At 32.0% G+C, this 15563-nt stretch carries 12 protein-coding genes; 7 read left to right on the top strand and 5 right to left on the bottom strand.

Annotated elements, in window-relative coordinates:
- Positions 1–4: 4 nt before the first annotated feature.
- The 7 genes from MOV50_RS11600 to MOV50_RS11570 are packed head-to-tail and all read left to right on the top strand — an operon-like array spanning position 5 to position 9477.
- A complete protein-coding gene (locus MOV50_RS11600) occupies positions 5–235 on the top strand; it encodes a hypothetical protein (RefSeq protein WP_321778063.1) in 231 nt (76 codons plus the stop codon).
- Positions 211–2766, top strand: coding sequence for a nitrous oxide reductase accessory protein NosL (locus MOV50_RS11595; protein ID WP_321778062.1), 2556 nt, complete (start codon positions 211–213; stop codon positions 2764–2766). The genes MOV50_RS11600 and MOV50_RS11595 overlap by 25 nt, the downstream gene beginning before the upstream one ends.
- Positions 2753–3733 (top strand): 4Fe-4S binding protein, encoded by a 981-nt coding sequence (locus MOV50_RS11590; RefSeq protein ID WP_321778061.1) that lies wholly within the window; start codon positions 2753–2755, stop codon positions 3731–3733. Before MOV50_RS11595 ends, MOV50_RS11590 begins: the two co-directional genes overlap by 14 nt.
- Positions 3726–5003 (top strand): 2-hydroxyacyl-CoA dehydratase family protein, encoded by a 1278-nt coding sequence (locus MOV50_RS11585; RefSeq protein ID WP_321778060.1) that lies wholly within the window; start codon positions 3726–3728, stop codon positions 5001–5003. Before MOV50_RS11590 ends, MOV50_RS11585 begins: the two co-directional genes overlap by 8 nt.
- Positions 5003–5812, top strand: coding sequence for an acyl-CoA dehydratase activase (locus MOV50_RS11580; RefSeq protein WP_321778059.1), 810 nt, complete (start codon positions 5003–5005; stop codon positions 5810–5812). The genes MOV50_RS11585 and MOV50_RS11580 overlap by 1 nt, the downstream gene beginning before the upstream one ends.
- Before the next feature lie 3 nt (positions 5813–5815).
- Positions 5816–8905 (top strand): efflux RND transporter permease subunit, encoded by a 3090-nt coding sequence (locus MOV50_RS11575; RefSeq protein ID WP_321778058.1) that lies wholly within the window; start codon positions 5816–5818, stop codon positions 8903–8905.
- On the top strand, positions 8902–9477 hold the full coding sequence (locus MOV50_RS11570; protein WP_321778057.1) for a TonB family protein: 576 nt from the start codon (positions 8902–8904) through the stop codon (positions 9475–9477). Before MOV50_RS11575 ends, MOV50_RS11570 begins: the two co-directional genes overlap by 4 nt.
- Positions 9478–9591: 114 nt before the next feature.
- On the opposite strand, the gene MOV50_RS11565 is transcribed toward MOV50_RS11570, so the two are convergent.
- The 5 genes from MOV50_RS11565 to MOV50_RS11545 are packed head-to-tail and all read right to left on the bottom strand — an operon-like array spanning position 9592 to position 15487.
- Positions 9592–10599: an SAM-dependent methyltransferase gene (locus MOV50_RS11565; RefSeq protein WP_321778056.1), complete on the bottom strand. Its 1008-nt coding sequence runs from the start codon at positions 10597–10599 to the stop codon at positions 9592–9594.
- On the bottom strand, positions 10586–11815 hold the full coding sequence (locus tag MOV50_RS11560) for a TolC family protein (protein ID WP_321778055.1): 1230 nt from the start codon (positions 11813–11815) through the stop codon (positions 10586–10588). Before MOV50_RS11560 ends, MOV50_RS11565 begins: the two co-directional genes overlap by 14 nt.
- On the bottom strand, positions 11772–12956 hold the full coding sequence (locus MOV50_RS11555) for an aspartate aminotransferase family protein (protein WP_321778054.1): 1185 nt from the start codon (positions 12954–12956) through the stop codon (positions 11772–11774). Before MOV50_RS11555 ends, MOV50_RS11560 begins: the two co-directional genes overlap by 44 nt.
- Entirely contained in the window at positions 12953–14689 is a 1737-nt protein-coding gene (locus MOV50_RS11550) for a molybdopterin-dependent oxidoreductase (protein ID WP_321778053.1), read from the bottom strand. Before MOV50_RS11550 ends, MOV50_RS11555 begins: the two co-directional genes overlap by 4 nt.
- A complete protein-coding gene (locus tag MOV50_RS11545) occupies positions 14690–15487 on the bottom strand; it encodes an HlyD family efflux transporter periplasmic adaptor subunit (protein WP_321778052.1) in 798 nt (265 codons plus the stop codon).
- Positions 15488–15563 lie beyond the last annotated feature (76 nt).

Here is a 15563-nt window from a genome sequence, read left to right as displayed (position 1 = left end):
AATAATGGTAGATTTTATAAAACGAGACAAAGATGATATTTATTCCAAACCTATAATAGGTTTTTTATTTAAAAATCAGAAATTTTTAATGACTCTAAAAATAGTAGTATCAGCTCTATTTTTATATGCTATATATTTTGGTTACATACATACAGGTAAAGATAACTTGTTTACTTGGGCTGTGTTTTGGGTATCTTTTGGTCTTTGTTTATGGTTATCACTCTCCCTACATTAGGAAGAGTTTTCTGTGGCATCTGCCCTCATGGTTTTATGGGAAAATACATTACAAAATTTGGTTTAAAAAAGACTATGCCAAAATGGATGCAAAACCAATATATAGGTGTTTTTTTACTTGTAATTGGCTGGTGGGGGATTTACTATATGTTCCCTGGAGTCTATAGAACAGCTATGGGAACTGCTATTATGTTTACAGTTATGACCCTAATCTCTTTTGTAGTATATTTTTTATATAAAGATATGAGTTACTGTAAATATATCTGTCCTATTGGAACACTAACTAGAGCCTACTCAAAACTATCATTTACATGGTTGGGAACTTATAAAAGTGCTTGTAATGAATGTAAAACTTTTGAGTGTGCAACTGCTTGTCCTTATAACTTAAAACCATTTACATTTGACAAACGAAATTCTATGACTGACTGTACCCTATGTATGGATTGTAGCTCTGCATGTGAAGCGGTTAGTTTTAAAACTAAAAAACCATCATTTTCTCTATTTTCAAAATTTCAAACTTTAAAAGCAGAAGTATGGGCATTTGTTCTTATACTTGCTTCTATTCCAATTACAATGTCGTTTCACCATGGAATCGGACGAAGTAATGCTGCAAGTGATATGATTTGGTCAAAAACAGCTGAGTTCTTCAAAGGTTTTATTAGTTTTGGCTCAATAGACCCTATCGGTCTATTTGCATTTCTTTATGCGATGCTATTTACTATTGTAGCGGCTCTTGTTGGTATGTTTATAGCATCTAAAATTCTTCAAAAAGATTTTTCTAAAATATTTTATGATCTTGGATACTCTTATGCTCCACTATTTATATTAGGTTCAATCGCTCACTCGTTAGAGACATTTTTCATAAAGGGATATGAGAAGATAGTAGAAGGATTTGCTCAAGGTTTTGGATTTACTGTTGATGTAGCATCTCTGGCAAATAGAGGAGATAGTTGGTTGCATATGTTTGGCATACTCAAATGGATTGCAATAGCTTGGGCACTAATCATACTTTATAAAAGAATGAAACTACTAGATGCCAATAAGATGAGAAAGATTATAGCTTACCCTTTTGCAGCATCTCTGATTATTTTCTTCCTAAGTGTCAATATGTACAGATCACTTATTTTAGATACTTACGGCAGAGTTTCTGGAGGACATGGCAGTCATGGTGGTGGTGCGAAGATGTTTCAAGCAGTACTAAATGATAAAGCCACAATCTTACAATCAGGTAGAAGTAAAAAATCTTGTACAACTTGTGGAATGAAGTTGGCAAACTCTTTTAAAGCCAACTATGTAGCAAAACAAGATGGGGTAACTAAACAATTCTGTTCTCTTCACTGTTTTTCAAAAGAAATCAGTATCAAAAAAACTCCACTTACAGACTTTCAAGTTGTAGATTTAAAAAGTTTAAAATTCATAGATGCTAAAAAAGCTTACTATGTTTTAGGAAGTAAAAAAAGAGGAGTTATGTCAAAGATGAGCAAATTGGCTTTTGCCTCCCAAGCAGAAGCTATAGCCTTTATAACAAAATATGGCGGAAAAATTGTAAGCTTTGATGAAGCATATAAAAATGCTCTAAGAGATTTTCAAAAAAGACCATCTCAAAGTTATAAAAAACCAACAGCATTTAATACCATATATTTTTCAGATACTAACCCAGAAGCCAAAAAAAGAAAATCGTATAGTGGTGGGCATAGCCACGGTGGAGCAAGAAATAAAGTTCCTTCAAAAAAAATGTGGCCTACATTTGAAGACAACTCTGGAAAAAAGAACTGTTTGGGTAACATAGATGCCGATCTTTATGTTCTAGATGCTAACTTAATAACAACAAAACTAACATCTTCAAAAGATAGAGGCTGTAAATCTGTTAGTTTTAAAATGCCTGATAATGGCTACTACAACCTTTACTATAATAGTAAAACACTCCAAGACAAGACTCTTTATGTTCAAACGGCAAAGTATGAAAAAATGCGATTTAATCATAGTAACGATGCTGTTTATGACGAAGAAAAAATGTCAGCTCATACAATTGCTGAAGTACCTTTTGATATTTTAAGACTCAGAGAAGACGGTGAGACATTTTATCATCGTCTATATTCAGGCGACAAAATAAGACTAAAAGTTATGCTCAACTCTAAAGCCATTCAAAATGCGTCTCTTACCTTATCAACTCAAACAGGTTGGTCAAAAACCATTAAAACAGATAAAGATGGAGTAGCAGTTTTCACACTTTTAAAAGATTATTTTCCTGAGTGGAACAAGTTTGACAGAAGACATAAGAACCAATTTTTACTCACTGCAAACTTCGCAGAGAATGCTAAAGGTACACATAATGATAAAGAGTATGCATCTATAAACTACGAAGCGACATACACATCTACTTATTATCCAGCAGATAGTGCTTATAGGTCTTACGCTTATGGTCTGTTTGCGGCAACTTCTACAGCTATACTATCAGGGTTCGCTATATACTGGTTTAGAAAAAGAAGACAAAGACCTTTTAAAGAGGTGAGATTTGATGAAAAGAATTAGAGACTTTATAAACAGAGCAGACATTCGAAAATTTCGTTTTTGGTTGCAACTATTTTTCTTTATCATCTTTATATATGGCGGTTACTTTTCTCTTAACTTGGGAAACAGCATCCCTGTATTTTCATGTGGTTACGATAGAGAAGTTGGAGGTATGTGTTACTTCTTGCCTCTACAGCATCAACTAGCTCGTCCTTTGGATGTGCTTTTTAGTGTAGCTAGCATCTCAGTTGCCATAAGTTTCATGACTTTTTTACTATGGTTTATAGTATTTAACAAGGCATGGTGTGGTTATGCTTGTCCTCTTGGAACTATGCAAGACTGGTTAACGGGGCTTAGAAAAAAGATGGGTATCAGGTACAGTACTTATACGCAACCACAATTCAGTAAACTAAAAAAGATAAAGTACATTATGCTCGCACTTGTAATTTTAGCCCCTATGGCTGTTGGTATGGGACTTCTTGGCGGTGAGTGGAGAACAGCATTTTGTGAGATTTGTCCAGGAAGGATGATAACACCTCTATTTGTAGGCGATGTCTCTCAGTGGAGTTTAGACTTCTCAACAAAGAGTGCGATGATCCTTACTTCACTGGGGCTAATATTTACAGGTCTTTTTGTAGTTGGCTCATTTGTTAAAAAAAGATTTTTCTGTTTTTTCTGTCCTATGAGTGCGATGCATTATATCTTTAGTGATGCGGCACTTTTAAAACTAAAAAAAGATGGTGATAAATGTACAAAGTGTGGTGATTGTTATACAGTTTGCGATATGCAGATAAAAGATATTGCTGATGATGTAACAAGTAGCAATATCTTAAGAGATGACTGTATTTTATGTATGAAGTGTGTGGCTGCTTGTCCAGAAGATGATGCCTTACATGTAGATTTTATAAATTATCCAATATTCAAATCTACAAAAGGCGGTTTTGTTAAAAGAATGCAAATGGACAAACTGGAGAAAAAAGATGACTAAAGATATGAGAAAACATACTATAGAGACTCCAAAAGAGAAACAAAACCGTCACAAAGCCATGGAAGCCATAAGTGTCCTCGATAAGCTAAAACATGAATTTAAAGAGCCTCCAAAGTCTACGAATTATTTTTATGCTCTTTTTGAAAGTGTGCATTGCAAACATGAGCCTCTACATAGTGACAAAGTAAAAGTTGGTACTATGTGCATCCAAGTGCCATCAGAAATCATCTACGCACTAGATGCTGTTCCACTAAGACTATGCAACGGTTTTTATACTAATGATGAGATAGGTAGTGATTTACTACCTTCAAAAGCATGTCCATTAGTCAAGGCAACTGTAGGACAGTTTGCATCTAACAACTTCACAGATAAGCCTGATATAGTTATATCTCCTACAACATGTGACCAAAAAGCAAAATCCGGTGCTATTATAGAAGAGATGGGATTTTCAGTCTATGATATGGAGTTTCCTAGAACAAAAGAGAGTGAAGAGAGCCGTGAGTATTGGAGACGCAGTGTTAGAAAATTCACTAAAGAGTTGTCAAATAATTTGGGTAAAAAACTAACTAGAAAAAAGTTAAAAGAGTCTATACAAAAAGTCGGTTTCGCTCAGCATCTCTATCACAGACTAAATATTTTAAGAAAAAACATAAATGTTCCTATATCTGGAGTAGATATGTTTATGATTACTAATGCTTTTTTCTTCGATAAAATAGATAACTGGATAGAAGCAATTGAAGCAGTTGCAAAAGAGTGTGAGCAAAGAGTAGAAGATGAAATCAGTATGGCACATAAGAGAAGTCCAAGAATCGTCTATACAGGTTCCCCTCCTATATTTCCAAACCTTAAAGTCCCTCTTCTTATAGAGCAATCAGATGCTATTATCGTTGCAGATGAGACATGTTCATCAAACAGAATGTTTAATGATATGGTGAGTGTTGATGAGTGGTTTGTAAATGACATGGTCGATGGTGTTGCAGACAGATATCTCAAAGGGTGTACATGTCCGATATTTACAAAAAATGAAGATAGAAAAAGAAGAATTATTGATTTAGTAAAAGATTATAAGGCAGATGGTGTTGTTTATCAGGCATTTGCTGGATGCCAAGTATATGAGATGGAACAAAGATCTATTTTAGAGGCTATGGAGAAAGAAGGAATCCCTATCATTTATCTTGAGAGTGATTACTCTCCTAGTCATTTAGGACAGCTAACAACTAGAATTGAAGCTTTTGTAGAGTCTCTTAAAAATAGAAGAAGGAAACGCTAATGCAGTATTTTGCAGGGATAGATATAGGCTCAACTGCTATTAAAGTAGCACTTATAGATGAAAATAAAAAGTTAATCGGGCATAAAATAAGTGCTAGCGGAAGTATGTTTTATAAGTATGCTAAACAGAGTTTAAAAGAGATACTCAAAGAACATAATATTAGTGAAGATAAGTTAGTTTACACGGTATCAACAGGATACGGTAGAAAACTGTTTAAAGAAGCCGATGAAAATATAAGTGAAATCACTGCAAATGCAATTGGTGCTAGAGCGGCTGCGGCAGATAAGTGTGAAATAAAGACCATTATTAATATTGGTGGACAAGATTCTAAAGCAATTTCACTAGATAGTGAAGGAAATGTAGTAAATTTTGCTATGAATGACAGATGTGCAGCCGGAACTGGAAAATTTTTAGATGTTGTTGCCATGAATTTGGAACTTGAAGTTGACGAGTTAGGTGATTATCACTTTAAATCAAAGGGTACACCACTAGCTATTAATAGTACTTGTGCAGTCTTTGCTGAGTCAGAGATTATAGGACTTTTAGGAAATGACAATAGTGTAGAAGATATAGTTGCTGGAGTTCACTACTCTATAGCAAAAAGAATCATCAAACTAGTAAAGAGAGTCGGTATAAAAGAGAATATCTATTTTGATGGTGGTCCAGCTCTTAACGGTGGTTTAGTTCATGCTATTGAAAATGAGCTTGGAAAAGAGATTTTTATTCCTGAATTTCCACAAATAACTACATCATATGGAGCGGCAATTTTAGCACATGAGTCTCATACATATGAAAACGAGGTAGACTAATTAATGTTTGAAAGAGTATTAAACTTTTTTATTGATAACTATAAAATCAACTATATTCTATTTTTCCTACTCTTTGGAGTTGGTATCTTTTCATATACTCAGATTCCAAAAGAAATATCTCCTACAATAGAACCTAACTCTGTAACAATTAGAGGTTCATATAGCGGTGCATCTGTAGATACGCTAAACAAGATGGCAGTTACTGAGATCGAAGATGAAGTAAAAAACATTGTCGGTGTTGATAGTGTAACATCAGTAGTATCCCCAGGAAGATTTATGATAATTTTAGAGCTTGAAAAGGGAGCAGAAAAAATAGAGGTTATCACAAAAGTTGAAGATGCTATATCTTTAATAAGAGTAAACCTTCCAAGTGATATGGATGAGCCAATTATTCGTGGAGTTGCACATTCTAAAAGTATTATGCATGTATCTATAATCTCTTCTAAAGCACCTAGAGACCGACTAAAAGCACTCTCTAAAAAATTCAAAAGCAGACTTCTCTCCATAAAAGATGTATCAGATGTAACTATATTTGGAGACTCTGAACTTTTTTATGAAGTCTTAATAGATGAGAAAAAAGTTAATGCCTACGGTATTTCTCTAAATGAAGTAATTCGTGTATTTTCAGAAGTATCATATATATTTCCTCTTGGTAAAATAGAAAATCTCAAACAGCAGTACTACATCTCTACTCATAATGACAAAAGAGAATCTCATGAGCTTGAAAATACTATCTTAAACATAGATAATCAACGCATCGAGCTAAAAGACATAGCTATGATAACTAAAAGATATGAAGATGCTTCTACCCTTGCAAGTATGAATGGAAATAACTCTATAACACTTGCTGTTTCACAAAACCCAAAAGGTGATGCAGTTAAGATAGCCGAAGATATCAAAAAACTCATATCCAAGATGAAAGTAAAAAATATTAACTTCGATGTCAGAATGGATAAATCAACTGTAATAAAAGACAGACTAAACATTGTTATCTCTAACATCCTACTTGGCGTTATTTTGATAACTGTACTAACTGCAATACTTATAAATGTCCGTATTGCATTTATTATCGCTTTGGGTATTCCAACATCTTTTGTCATGGGTGCTATTTTTTTCTACTTTACAGGGCACAGTATCAATGTCAACTCTCTTGTCGGTGTACTTATTGCTATTGGTATTATCGTAGATGATGCTATCGTTGTGAGTGAAAATATACAACAGTACATAGAAAAAGACTACTCTCCAAGAGAGGCTGCCTTTTTGGGGACAAAAGAGGTTGCAAAACCTGTAACCATTGCATCTATAACTACACTGTTTTCTTTTATCCCTCTACTGATGCTAAGTGGAAAACTTGGAGAAATCATACAGCTTATACCTATAGCATTCTCTGCCCTTGTTGTCGCTTCACTTATAGAATCGTTTATATTTTTACCTATTCACGCTTCACATACTCTCTCTTGTAAATCAAGAACACTCTCCTGGGATAGAGTAAAGGCACTCTACCTAAGAGTTCTCAAACAACTTGTAAAGTACCAAAAGACTTTCTTGCTTACATTTGTAATAATCGTACCTGCCCTAATTTACTACGGTGTGAAAAGTTCAAAATTTCAAATGTTTCAGCCATTTGATTCTTCATCAATAAACATTACATTTAAGGCAAAACCTACAACTACTTTAGAAGAATCACTGGAGATTGTTCAGACTTTAGAAAAAAGTATTTTAAAAGAGAAAGACAGATTTTTTGTAAAACATGTGAGTTCTACTGCCGGATATAGAAGAAGTGCAACAGGTTCTGCCGAGATGTACCCTTATGTAGGGTATCTCTCTCTTGAACTGCATAAGATGAAACCTTCAAACTTTGTAGACAAGTATATTACTCCTTACCTTAGTTTCTATTATGACCCTGCTGGTAGAGTAAGAGATAAATCTTCACAAGCAATATCTAAAGACCTTAGAACTTGGCTAAAAGAGCAAAAATACAAAAAAAGCTTTAACTTAAGTAACCTCATGGTTGTTGAGAAAAAAATGGGACATACAAAAGCTGATATTCGCATCGGTATCATCAGTGAAGATTATCAAAAAGCTATAAAGACCATACGAGAGATAGAAGACAGCTTCTCTAAAATAGACGGCATAAAGTACTTTGGTGACAATGTTAAAACAGGACTTGATGAGATAAAGATAAAACTAAATTCTTATGGTGAAGATTTAGGTATTACAGAGAGTTCTCTTGGTAAATATATATCCGGTCTATACCTCACAAGAAAAGTAGGTACTATCTTTGACGGGAACGAACTTGTAGATGTAAAAGTAAAATCATTAAATATTGAAGATGACTTGGAGAGTTTTAAAAGACTGGAAATTCCTCTTAAAGATGGCGTCTTTGTAAAGTTAAAAGATATATGTGAGTTTGAAAAAGTTGAGTCTCTGGAGAGACTTGTTAAAGATGATGGCGAAACTAATTTTTATGTCTTTGCTAATGTAAATCCTTCCATAATAACAGCGACAGAGGTTCTAGAAAAAATTACTCCAACTATCCAAAGGCTAAAAGAAGTAAAAGGTATAAAGCTAAAATTTAAAGGTGAGAGAGAGCAACAAAGAGCTATGCAGACTGAAATGGTTTTAGCATCTGGACTTGCTGTTATACTTATATTTATATCTATACTCTACCTTTTTAACTCTATAAGAGAGACTATTATAGTTATGTCTGTTATTCCTTTTTCTCTTCTTGGTGTCTATGCAGGACATTTTATTATGGGTTTAAATATTTCACTACCATCTCTAATCGGTGCATTAGGATTAGCCGGAGTTATTGTTAATGACGGTATTCTTATGATGGCAACCATAAAAAAGGCAAAGACAAAAGAGGATATATTTGACCTTGCTCCTAGAAGGTTTAGACCTATTATACTAACATCTATAACAACTATTATAGGTCTATCCTCACTAATATTTTTTGCAACAGCACAAGCTGTAACATTTCAGCCTTTAGCAGTTACCATAGGTTTTGGACTTTTGTGGGGGACTATACTAAATCTTTTTTATCTTCCGACAATGTATAACTTTTTTCATAAGTACAGGGCAGATTCATGAACAGATATATCTCATCATTTATAATCAGTTCTATTTTTTATTTAGTCATAATTATAGGACTAGTATATTTTGTAAGTATTAACGACAGTTGCAAAGCAGATGTCAACATAAAGGCAACAAAAAAAATTTGTTTCTCAGTAGTAACACAAGCAGAAACTTCTAAGCCTAAAATAGAAAAAAGTCCTAAGTTTAAGAAAAAACCTAAACCTAAGCCAAAGCCTGTACCGGTTAAAGAAGAGCCTATTCCTGAATCAATATCGGAATCTATAGTAGAAGAAACAGAAGTAGTTGAAAAAGAAACTAAAGAAGTTATTGAACCTGTAGAAACTATTACAGAGACTCAAAATAAAATCAGTCATGAAGTTGTTCAGGCAAAACAAGATCTGTTTATTAGTCATTTAATCCATAAAATAAATAGTAATAAGTCCTACCCAAATATGGCTAGAAGAAGAGGAGTAGAGGGTCTTGTAAATGTTAAGTTCAAGATATTGTCAGATGGTAATGTAGAAAATATTAAAATAGTTTCAGGAAAAAAGTATCTTCAAAAAATCAACAATAGAGGCAATTTCTAGAAGTTTTCCTGTTATCGTGAAAGATTCATTATTTGATTTTCCAAGAGAATTCAAAATAAATATTTCATATATTTTAAAATAACAAGCTTAAATCTAATAAAACCTCTTGTAGCCTTAAAATATTTTTCTAAACCTTATCATCTTAAATCTTTCACCAAGAAAATTCGGCATTATGAGCATCTTTGCTTTTTGAAGTTCTTGTTCATAAATTTTTTCATCAACATTCTCTTTTAGCATCTCTAAAAGGTTTAAAATTCCCATGTCAATAAGAGCTACCATTTGAGCTTTTAACTCTATAAACTCTATTCCAGCTTCTTTGTAGGCATCTTTTACATGCTCAAAGGTTACATCATATGTAATATCTGACTTTTTAAACAATTCTTCTCTTTTTATATCTTCATCAAAAAATGGTATGACTTTATGGTTTTCATAAACTCTCAAAGAAAAATCAGGACGGGCTTGCATCTCTCCATAGTCAAAACTCATAAACTCAAATTTTTCACAAGATTTAGCCATGCTTAGAGCAAACTCTTCATAACCAACAGCTATTTCTCCTCTTGATTTATGATATTTTTGTGCCTTTTGTTTTACCCATTCATTATCAACATCAAATTCTATTTCATGTCCATCTACTCTCGCAGTTTTACCTTTGAAAAAGAGTTCACAAGCAAAGGCATCAAATATCTCATTTGCTATAAAAAAAGCATTCTTACATTTTAACTCATACAAGGATTTATAATGAGTTAGAGTAATAACATCTCCAAAAGAATCTTTAAAATACTCTTTTTGTTGAATCTGTAAATCATCAAACCTTTCAATAATCACAAATTTTAATGTTTTTAGTAATTCTGGTCTAAGTGTATATATAAATTCTATAACATCTGCTAAAAAGTACCCATGATGAGCACCTATCTCACAAACAACACCATCCTTTTTTAAAAAACCTTCATCGACTAAAGATATAATATGTTTTGCAATAGTTCCACCAAAAAATTTACTTGTGCTTACTGCTGTATAAAAGTCACCCTCTTTACCAATATTTTTATATGTAGCATAATATCCATCACTGCCATATAGCCAATCATTCATATACTCACTAAAAGAAGTGTTAGTTTTTTTCATTTTTATACATTTCGTAAAGTGTTAGAAGTTCAAGTTGTTTGTCTATTTCAAAAATTTTCACATCAATACTTTGAATATTTACAGAATTTTCAAGTAAAGAAACATCATAGTGAGTTTTATAACCTGCACTATACATATCTTTTGTTTCTAAAAGCAACTTTTTATAAATATCTGCATTTTCTCTACTTAAAGTTTTTTTCTTTTGAAAATTTTGTATATTTTGCATCACTTGTTCAAATATGGCTATAAGTTCTCGTTTTTTATCTTCAATCATAACTTTTGACTTTAGATACTCAACTTTTGATACCTCAATGTCATTAAAAGTATTTATATCAAGTGGCATTGTTGCTCTAAGACCATAGTTATAATAATCTGTATTTCCAGAAAAACCAGCACCTGTATTTCCAAACTGTTGATTCTCTGTTTTATCAAAATTGTATCCAGCAACAAAATTAACTCGTGGCAAGTACTTTGAGATAGTTACATTTTTGTTGTATCTATTTCTTTCAATATCACTTTGTGACATACTTAAAACTATATTGTATTTTAAAAAGTCTTCTTTTGTAAGTTTGTCTAGATACGGTATATAGGCACTTGTGAAGTCCATATCACTTATCGCATTAAACTTTGAGATAAGTCTTTGTTTGTTTGTTTGTATGTCATACAAAGCCTGAATGACAAAATTTCTCTCTATTACTGCATTATCCAAAAAACCTGAAGAAAGTTGTCCATTTAAATATTGCTCTTTTTTTTGTGCCAATGATATTTCAGAGTTTTTTATTTGAAGATTTTGTCTTTTAACTTTTAAATCCATCTGTTTTATCTGCATTAAAAGAGAGATAGCATCTTTAACAAGCCTTCTTTTTGCAACATCAACAGAATAGTTTGAATACTTTTGTGAAGCCTGAGCAAACTTAATCCCATAGTAAATTCCACCACTTGCGAAAATAGCTTGATCCATTTTTATAGAAGTTTTCTCTGAGGTTTGCTCCTTCTCATAAGGGTTACTCTGAGAGTAACTATAATTTAGATTAATTGGAGAAATCCAAGAATCACGAAGTTTAGAACTCTGTGCTTCTATCTTTTCATAATCATAAGCAAACTGCTCTTTTTTGTTTTTAGATATATATCTATCTAGGGTTTGATTTTTTTCATTTTCACCGTATGTTAAACTACAAAGAGCTAACAGCACGATTAATGGAGTTAAAGCCTTCATCTATTTCCTCTTTTGTTATTGTAAGTGGAGGTAAAAATCTTAAAGTATTTTTTCCTGCTTTTAAAACCATTACACCTTCATCTTTTGCATTTGATATAATTTTATTTAATATATCTCCATCTTTTGTACGAAGACCACACATTAACCCAATACCAACTTTTTTAGTAAATAATTTTTTATTTTCTTTAAAAAAGATATCTAATTTTTCATTGAAACATTCTATTGTATTTTGAAGTTCTCCATTTCTTTTTAGCTCATTTAATATATCTAAAACACTACACGCTGCAGTAGAACTTAAAAAATTTCCACCAAATGTTGAACCATGATCACCAGCACTTAAAACATCTTTTAGTGAAGTCATAACAACACCGATAGGAACACCTCCACCAAGACCTTTTGCAAGAGTGATAATATCTGGTTCTATCTCATAAACTTGTGAAGCCAAAAACTTTCCTGTTCTATAAACTCCAGTTTGAACTTCATCAACTATAAGAAGTATATTTTTAGATTTTAAAAGTTTTGCTAAAGCTTGAACTTCTTTTTTATCTTGTGGTTGAACTCCACCCTCACCTTGTACAAGTTCTATCATTACAGCCGTTGTATGACTATCAAGCAAGCCTTCTATATCACTTATAGTATCTGCATATACAAAACCATCAGGAAAAGGTCCAAAATAGTTATGCATTTCTGCTTGACCTGTTGCTTTTACTGTTGTAATTGTTCTACCATGGAAAGAATGTTGTAAAGTTATAATTTTGTATCTCTTTACTTCACCATTAATTTCACCATATTTTCTAGCTATTTTAATTGCACCTTCATTTGCTTCTGCTCCACTATTTCCAAAAAAGCATTGCATCTCATAACCACTAGTATCTACGATTTTTTGTGCAGCCTTAGCTTGTGGTGCAATATTATAAAGATTAGAAGTATGTGTAAGATTTGATATTTGCTTACAAATAGCCTCATTTACAAGTTTATTTGCATGACCAACACTAACAACACCGATACCAGATGTGAAATCTATATATTTTTTTCCATTTGAATCTACTAAAGTTGCATTTTCACCACTTACAAACTCTACATCCGCTCTGGCATATGTAGGTAAAACATATTTTTTATCTAACTCTTGTGTATTACTCATCTATTTACCTCTACTCTATTTTCTTGATATATAGCATTTTTACCTTCGTAAGAATGCTTTGATGATGTTAAGTTATTAACACCTTTTGTTCCGCTGAAGATAAGAACACAATCTTCTCTTACATTATCATCTATTTTAACACTTAATTCTACACTTCCATTTACAGATGAAATTACTACTTTTTCATATTCTTCATAGCCCAAAGAACTATGAAGATAAACACTTTGTTCTTTATGAAACTGTGAGTTTAAACTAATTGGACTTTTTGAAGTTATGAGATGTAACTTATTACTCTGTTGTACATCACAGTCAACTTCATCTAAAAATAAAAACTCTTTGCTCTGTGTATCAAAACCTTCTTTATAAGGTGTATTTTCTCTACTTTTTACTACAAAAAGTCCATTTTCATCTTCTTGTGCAAAACTTTTAAAATGATTTATATAAAACTCTTCTGATTCTAACTTTATATTATATATTTTACAAAAATAAGAACTTAAATCATACTCACTTATACCAACATTTGTTTCTTTTTGCTTTGGCATAAAGTTTATTAAATTTTGCGAGTAAGAAGCTCTTACATCATCTTTATATAAAAAACTTTTAGCTGGAATAATAAGGTCTGCAACTTCGCTTGTTTCATTTTCATAAAGCCCGAAATAAACAACATTTTTAGTTTTAGATATAGACTCTTTAACTCTTAAACTATCTGGCATCTGTGAAAGCGGGTTTGCCCCTTGAATAAAAATAGTTTTAAACTTAGAAAATTCAGTATCTACCTTTGAGATTCTTTTGGCATCTGTGATAAAAGGAGAAGTTATATGCTCTTTTGACGAGCCTAAATAAGCAACTCCACTTCCCTCTTTACCAAAAAGACCCAACATAACTCCAAAAGCGTCTATGGCTCTCATAATCTCTGCCCCATCTATATATTTTTGGATGCCTACACCACAAACAATAGCTACTTTTTTACCCTCAACTAACTCTAAAACTTTTTCAATCTGAGAAAGTTCAACATCCATTTCATTTAAAGTTGGAACTATCCTCATACTTTGAGTAAGTTCATGGTACTCTTCATATTCACTTGCATATTTTTCTAAATACTCTTCCTTATGTGAGTCGTAAATATATAAAAATCTACTAAGTATCATGGCTAAAAATAAATCTCTATGAGGTTTTATTTGAATATGAAGGTCGGCTGTTTGTGCTATTTTGGTTTTTATAGGGTCTATAACAATAATCGTTTTATTTTTTATATATGGCAAAAGATGACTAGATGTTGCATGAGGGTTTCTTCCCCAAAATATTATAACTTCTGACTTTTTTATCTCACTAAAAGGCATATTTTTATTACTACCTCTACCTTCAATAATGCCTGCTTCACCTGCTCCATCACATAAACTTCCATTAGTAAGTATTGCTCCAAAAGAGCTAAAAAAATGTTCAGTCACATCTTGCATAAGAGCAAAATTACCATGACCTTTATAATGTAAAACTTCATTTGGCTCTGACTCTTTTAACATAAGACTTAATTGACTTAAAGCCTCTTGCATACTAATCTCTTTACCTTTATATCTAGGAGATATTATAAATTCATTTTTTTCAAAATGGTTCATATGTGGACATAAAAAACCGTTTGTATCGCCTTTTTTATAAGCTTTTATTTTTGAATTTTCATAAGAAATTACACAAGCATCATAACAATCAAGTGGACAGGCAGTAATATTTTGGAGCATCTACTTATCTTTTAATTCAACAGTAGCAAGTTTTGAAAAAAGTTTAGGAGCTTTTATAATTATCTGCGCCATATATTTTGATATATTCTTTGTATCTGCAATATTTAGTGTTCTTGATACTTTATATGAAGTTTTTTCGCCATTTATGTAAACTACTTTACTTTTTACACTTGCGACATCTACTTCATCTAAATATATAGTCAACTTTGCCTTTGAAGTATCTGCAACTTTTGCTAATGGAGTAGAGATGCCAACAACCTGTCCTACTTTTACTGAGATTTCATACAAAACAAAACCTTTATTTCTAATATTCTTATCTTTTACACTTCTTTTTAAATGCGCTTTTCTAAGTTTTAAGTCTGCAACTTGTACATTTAAATTTTGTATCTCTTTTTGTGTATTTAAGTATGCGTTTTCGCTAGAAACAAGTTCATGGTACTCTCTATCTTTTTCAACAACTGATTTAAACTTCAATTCTGCAATGCGTTTATAGTTTTCTCTTTTTCTATTTAAAGATTTATCTAAATTTTGTAAAACATCTTGATTAACTCTAAGAATTTCATCCAAATATTGTAATTTTTCATCAATAAATTTCAATTCTTTTGAATCAAGCTCAGCATCTATGCGTATATATGACTTTGAAGTTAATTCTCTACCTATTTTATCTTCATCGATAAAAAGAACTAAACCAGAAACATTTGAAGAGATATCCCTAAGTTCATAAGGCTCAACTTTTGAGTAATAAACTTTAGCAAAAGATAGGGTAAACATAAAAAAAAGGGTTATTAATATTTTCATATTAATATTTTACCATTTAATTGTTAATACTACTTATTTTTGGTACTATTAAAGTAGATTTAATAAAAGGGTACTT

The sequence above is a fragment of the Sulfurimonas sp. genome (assembly GCF_029027585.1).
GTDB lineage: Bacteria > Campylobacterota > Campylobacteria > Campylobacterales > Sulfurimonadaceae > Sulfurimonas.
The sequence above is the reverse complement of the archived record's forward strand: the minus strand, read 5'-3'. Positions and strand labels throughout refer to the sequence as shown.

Coding starts and splice junctions, on each gene's coding strand:
- MOV50_RS11600 (WP_321778063.1), top strand. CDS start 5: ATGGTAGATTTTATAAAACGAGACAAAGATGATATTTATTCCAAACCT.
- MOV50_RS11595 (WP_321778062.1), top strand. CDS start 211: ATGGTTATCACTCTCCCTACATTAGGAAGAGTTTTCTGTGGCATCTGC.
- MOV50_RS11590 (WP_321778061.1), top strand. CDS start 2,753: ATGAAAAGAATTAGAGACTTTATAAACAGAGCAGACATTCGAAAATTT.
- MOV50_RS11585 (WP_321778060.1), top strand. CDS start 3,726: ATGACTAAAGATATGAGAAAACATACTATAGAGACTCCAAAAGAGAAA.
- MOV50_RS11580 (WP_321778059.1), top strand. CDS start 5,003: ATGCAGTATTTTGCAGGGATAGATATAGGCTCAACTGCTATTAAAGTA.
- MOV50_RS11575 (WP_321778058.1), top strand. CDS start 5,816: ATGTTTGAAAGAGTATTAAACTTTTTTATTGATAACTATAAAATCAAC.
- MOV50_RS11570 (WP_321778057.1), top strand. CDS start 8,902: ATGAACAGATATATCTCATCATTTATAATCAGTTCTATTTTTTATTTA.
- MOV50_RS11565 (WP_321778056.1), bottom strand. CDS start 10,599: ATGAAAAAAACTAACACTTCTTTTAGTGAGTATATGAATGATTGGCTA.
- MOV50_RS11560 (WP_321778055.1), bottom strand. CDS start 11,815: ATGAAGGCTTTAACTCCATTAATCGTGCTGTTAGCTCTTTGTAGTTTA.
- MOV50_RS11555 (WP_321778054.1), bottom strand. CDS start 12,956: ATGAGTAATACACAAGAGTTAGATAAAAAATATGTTTTACCTACATAT.
- MOV50_RS11550 (WP_321778053.1), bottom strand. CDS start 14,689: ATGCTCCAAAATATTACTGCCTGTCCACTTGATTGTTATGATGCTTGT.
- MOV50_RS11545 (WP_321778052.1), bottom strand. CDS start 15,487: ATGAAAATATTAATAACCCTTTTTTTTATGTTTACCCTATCTTTTGCT.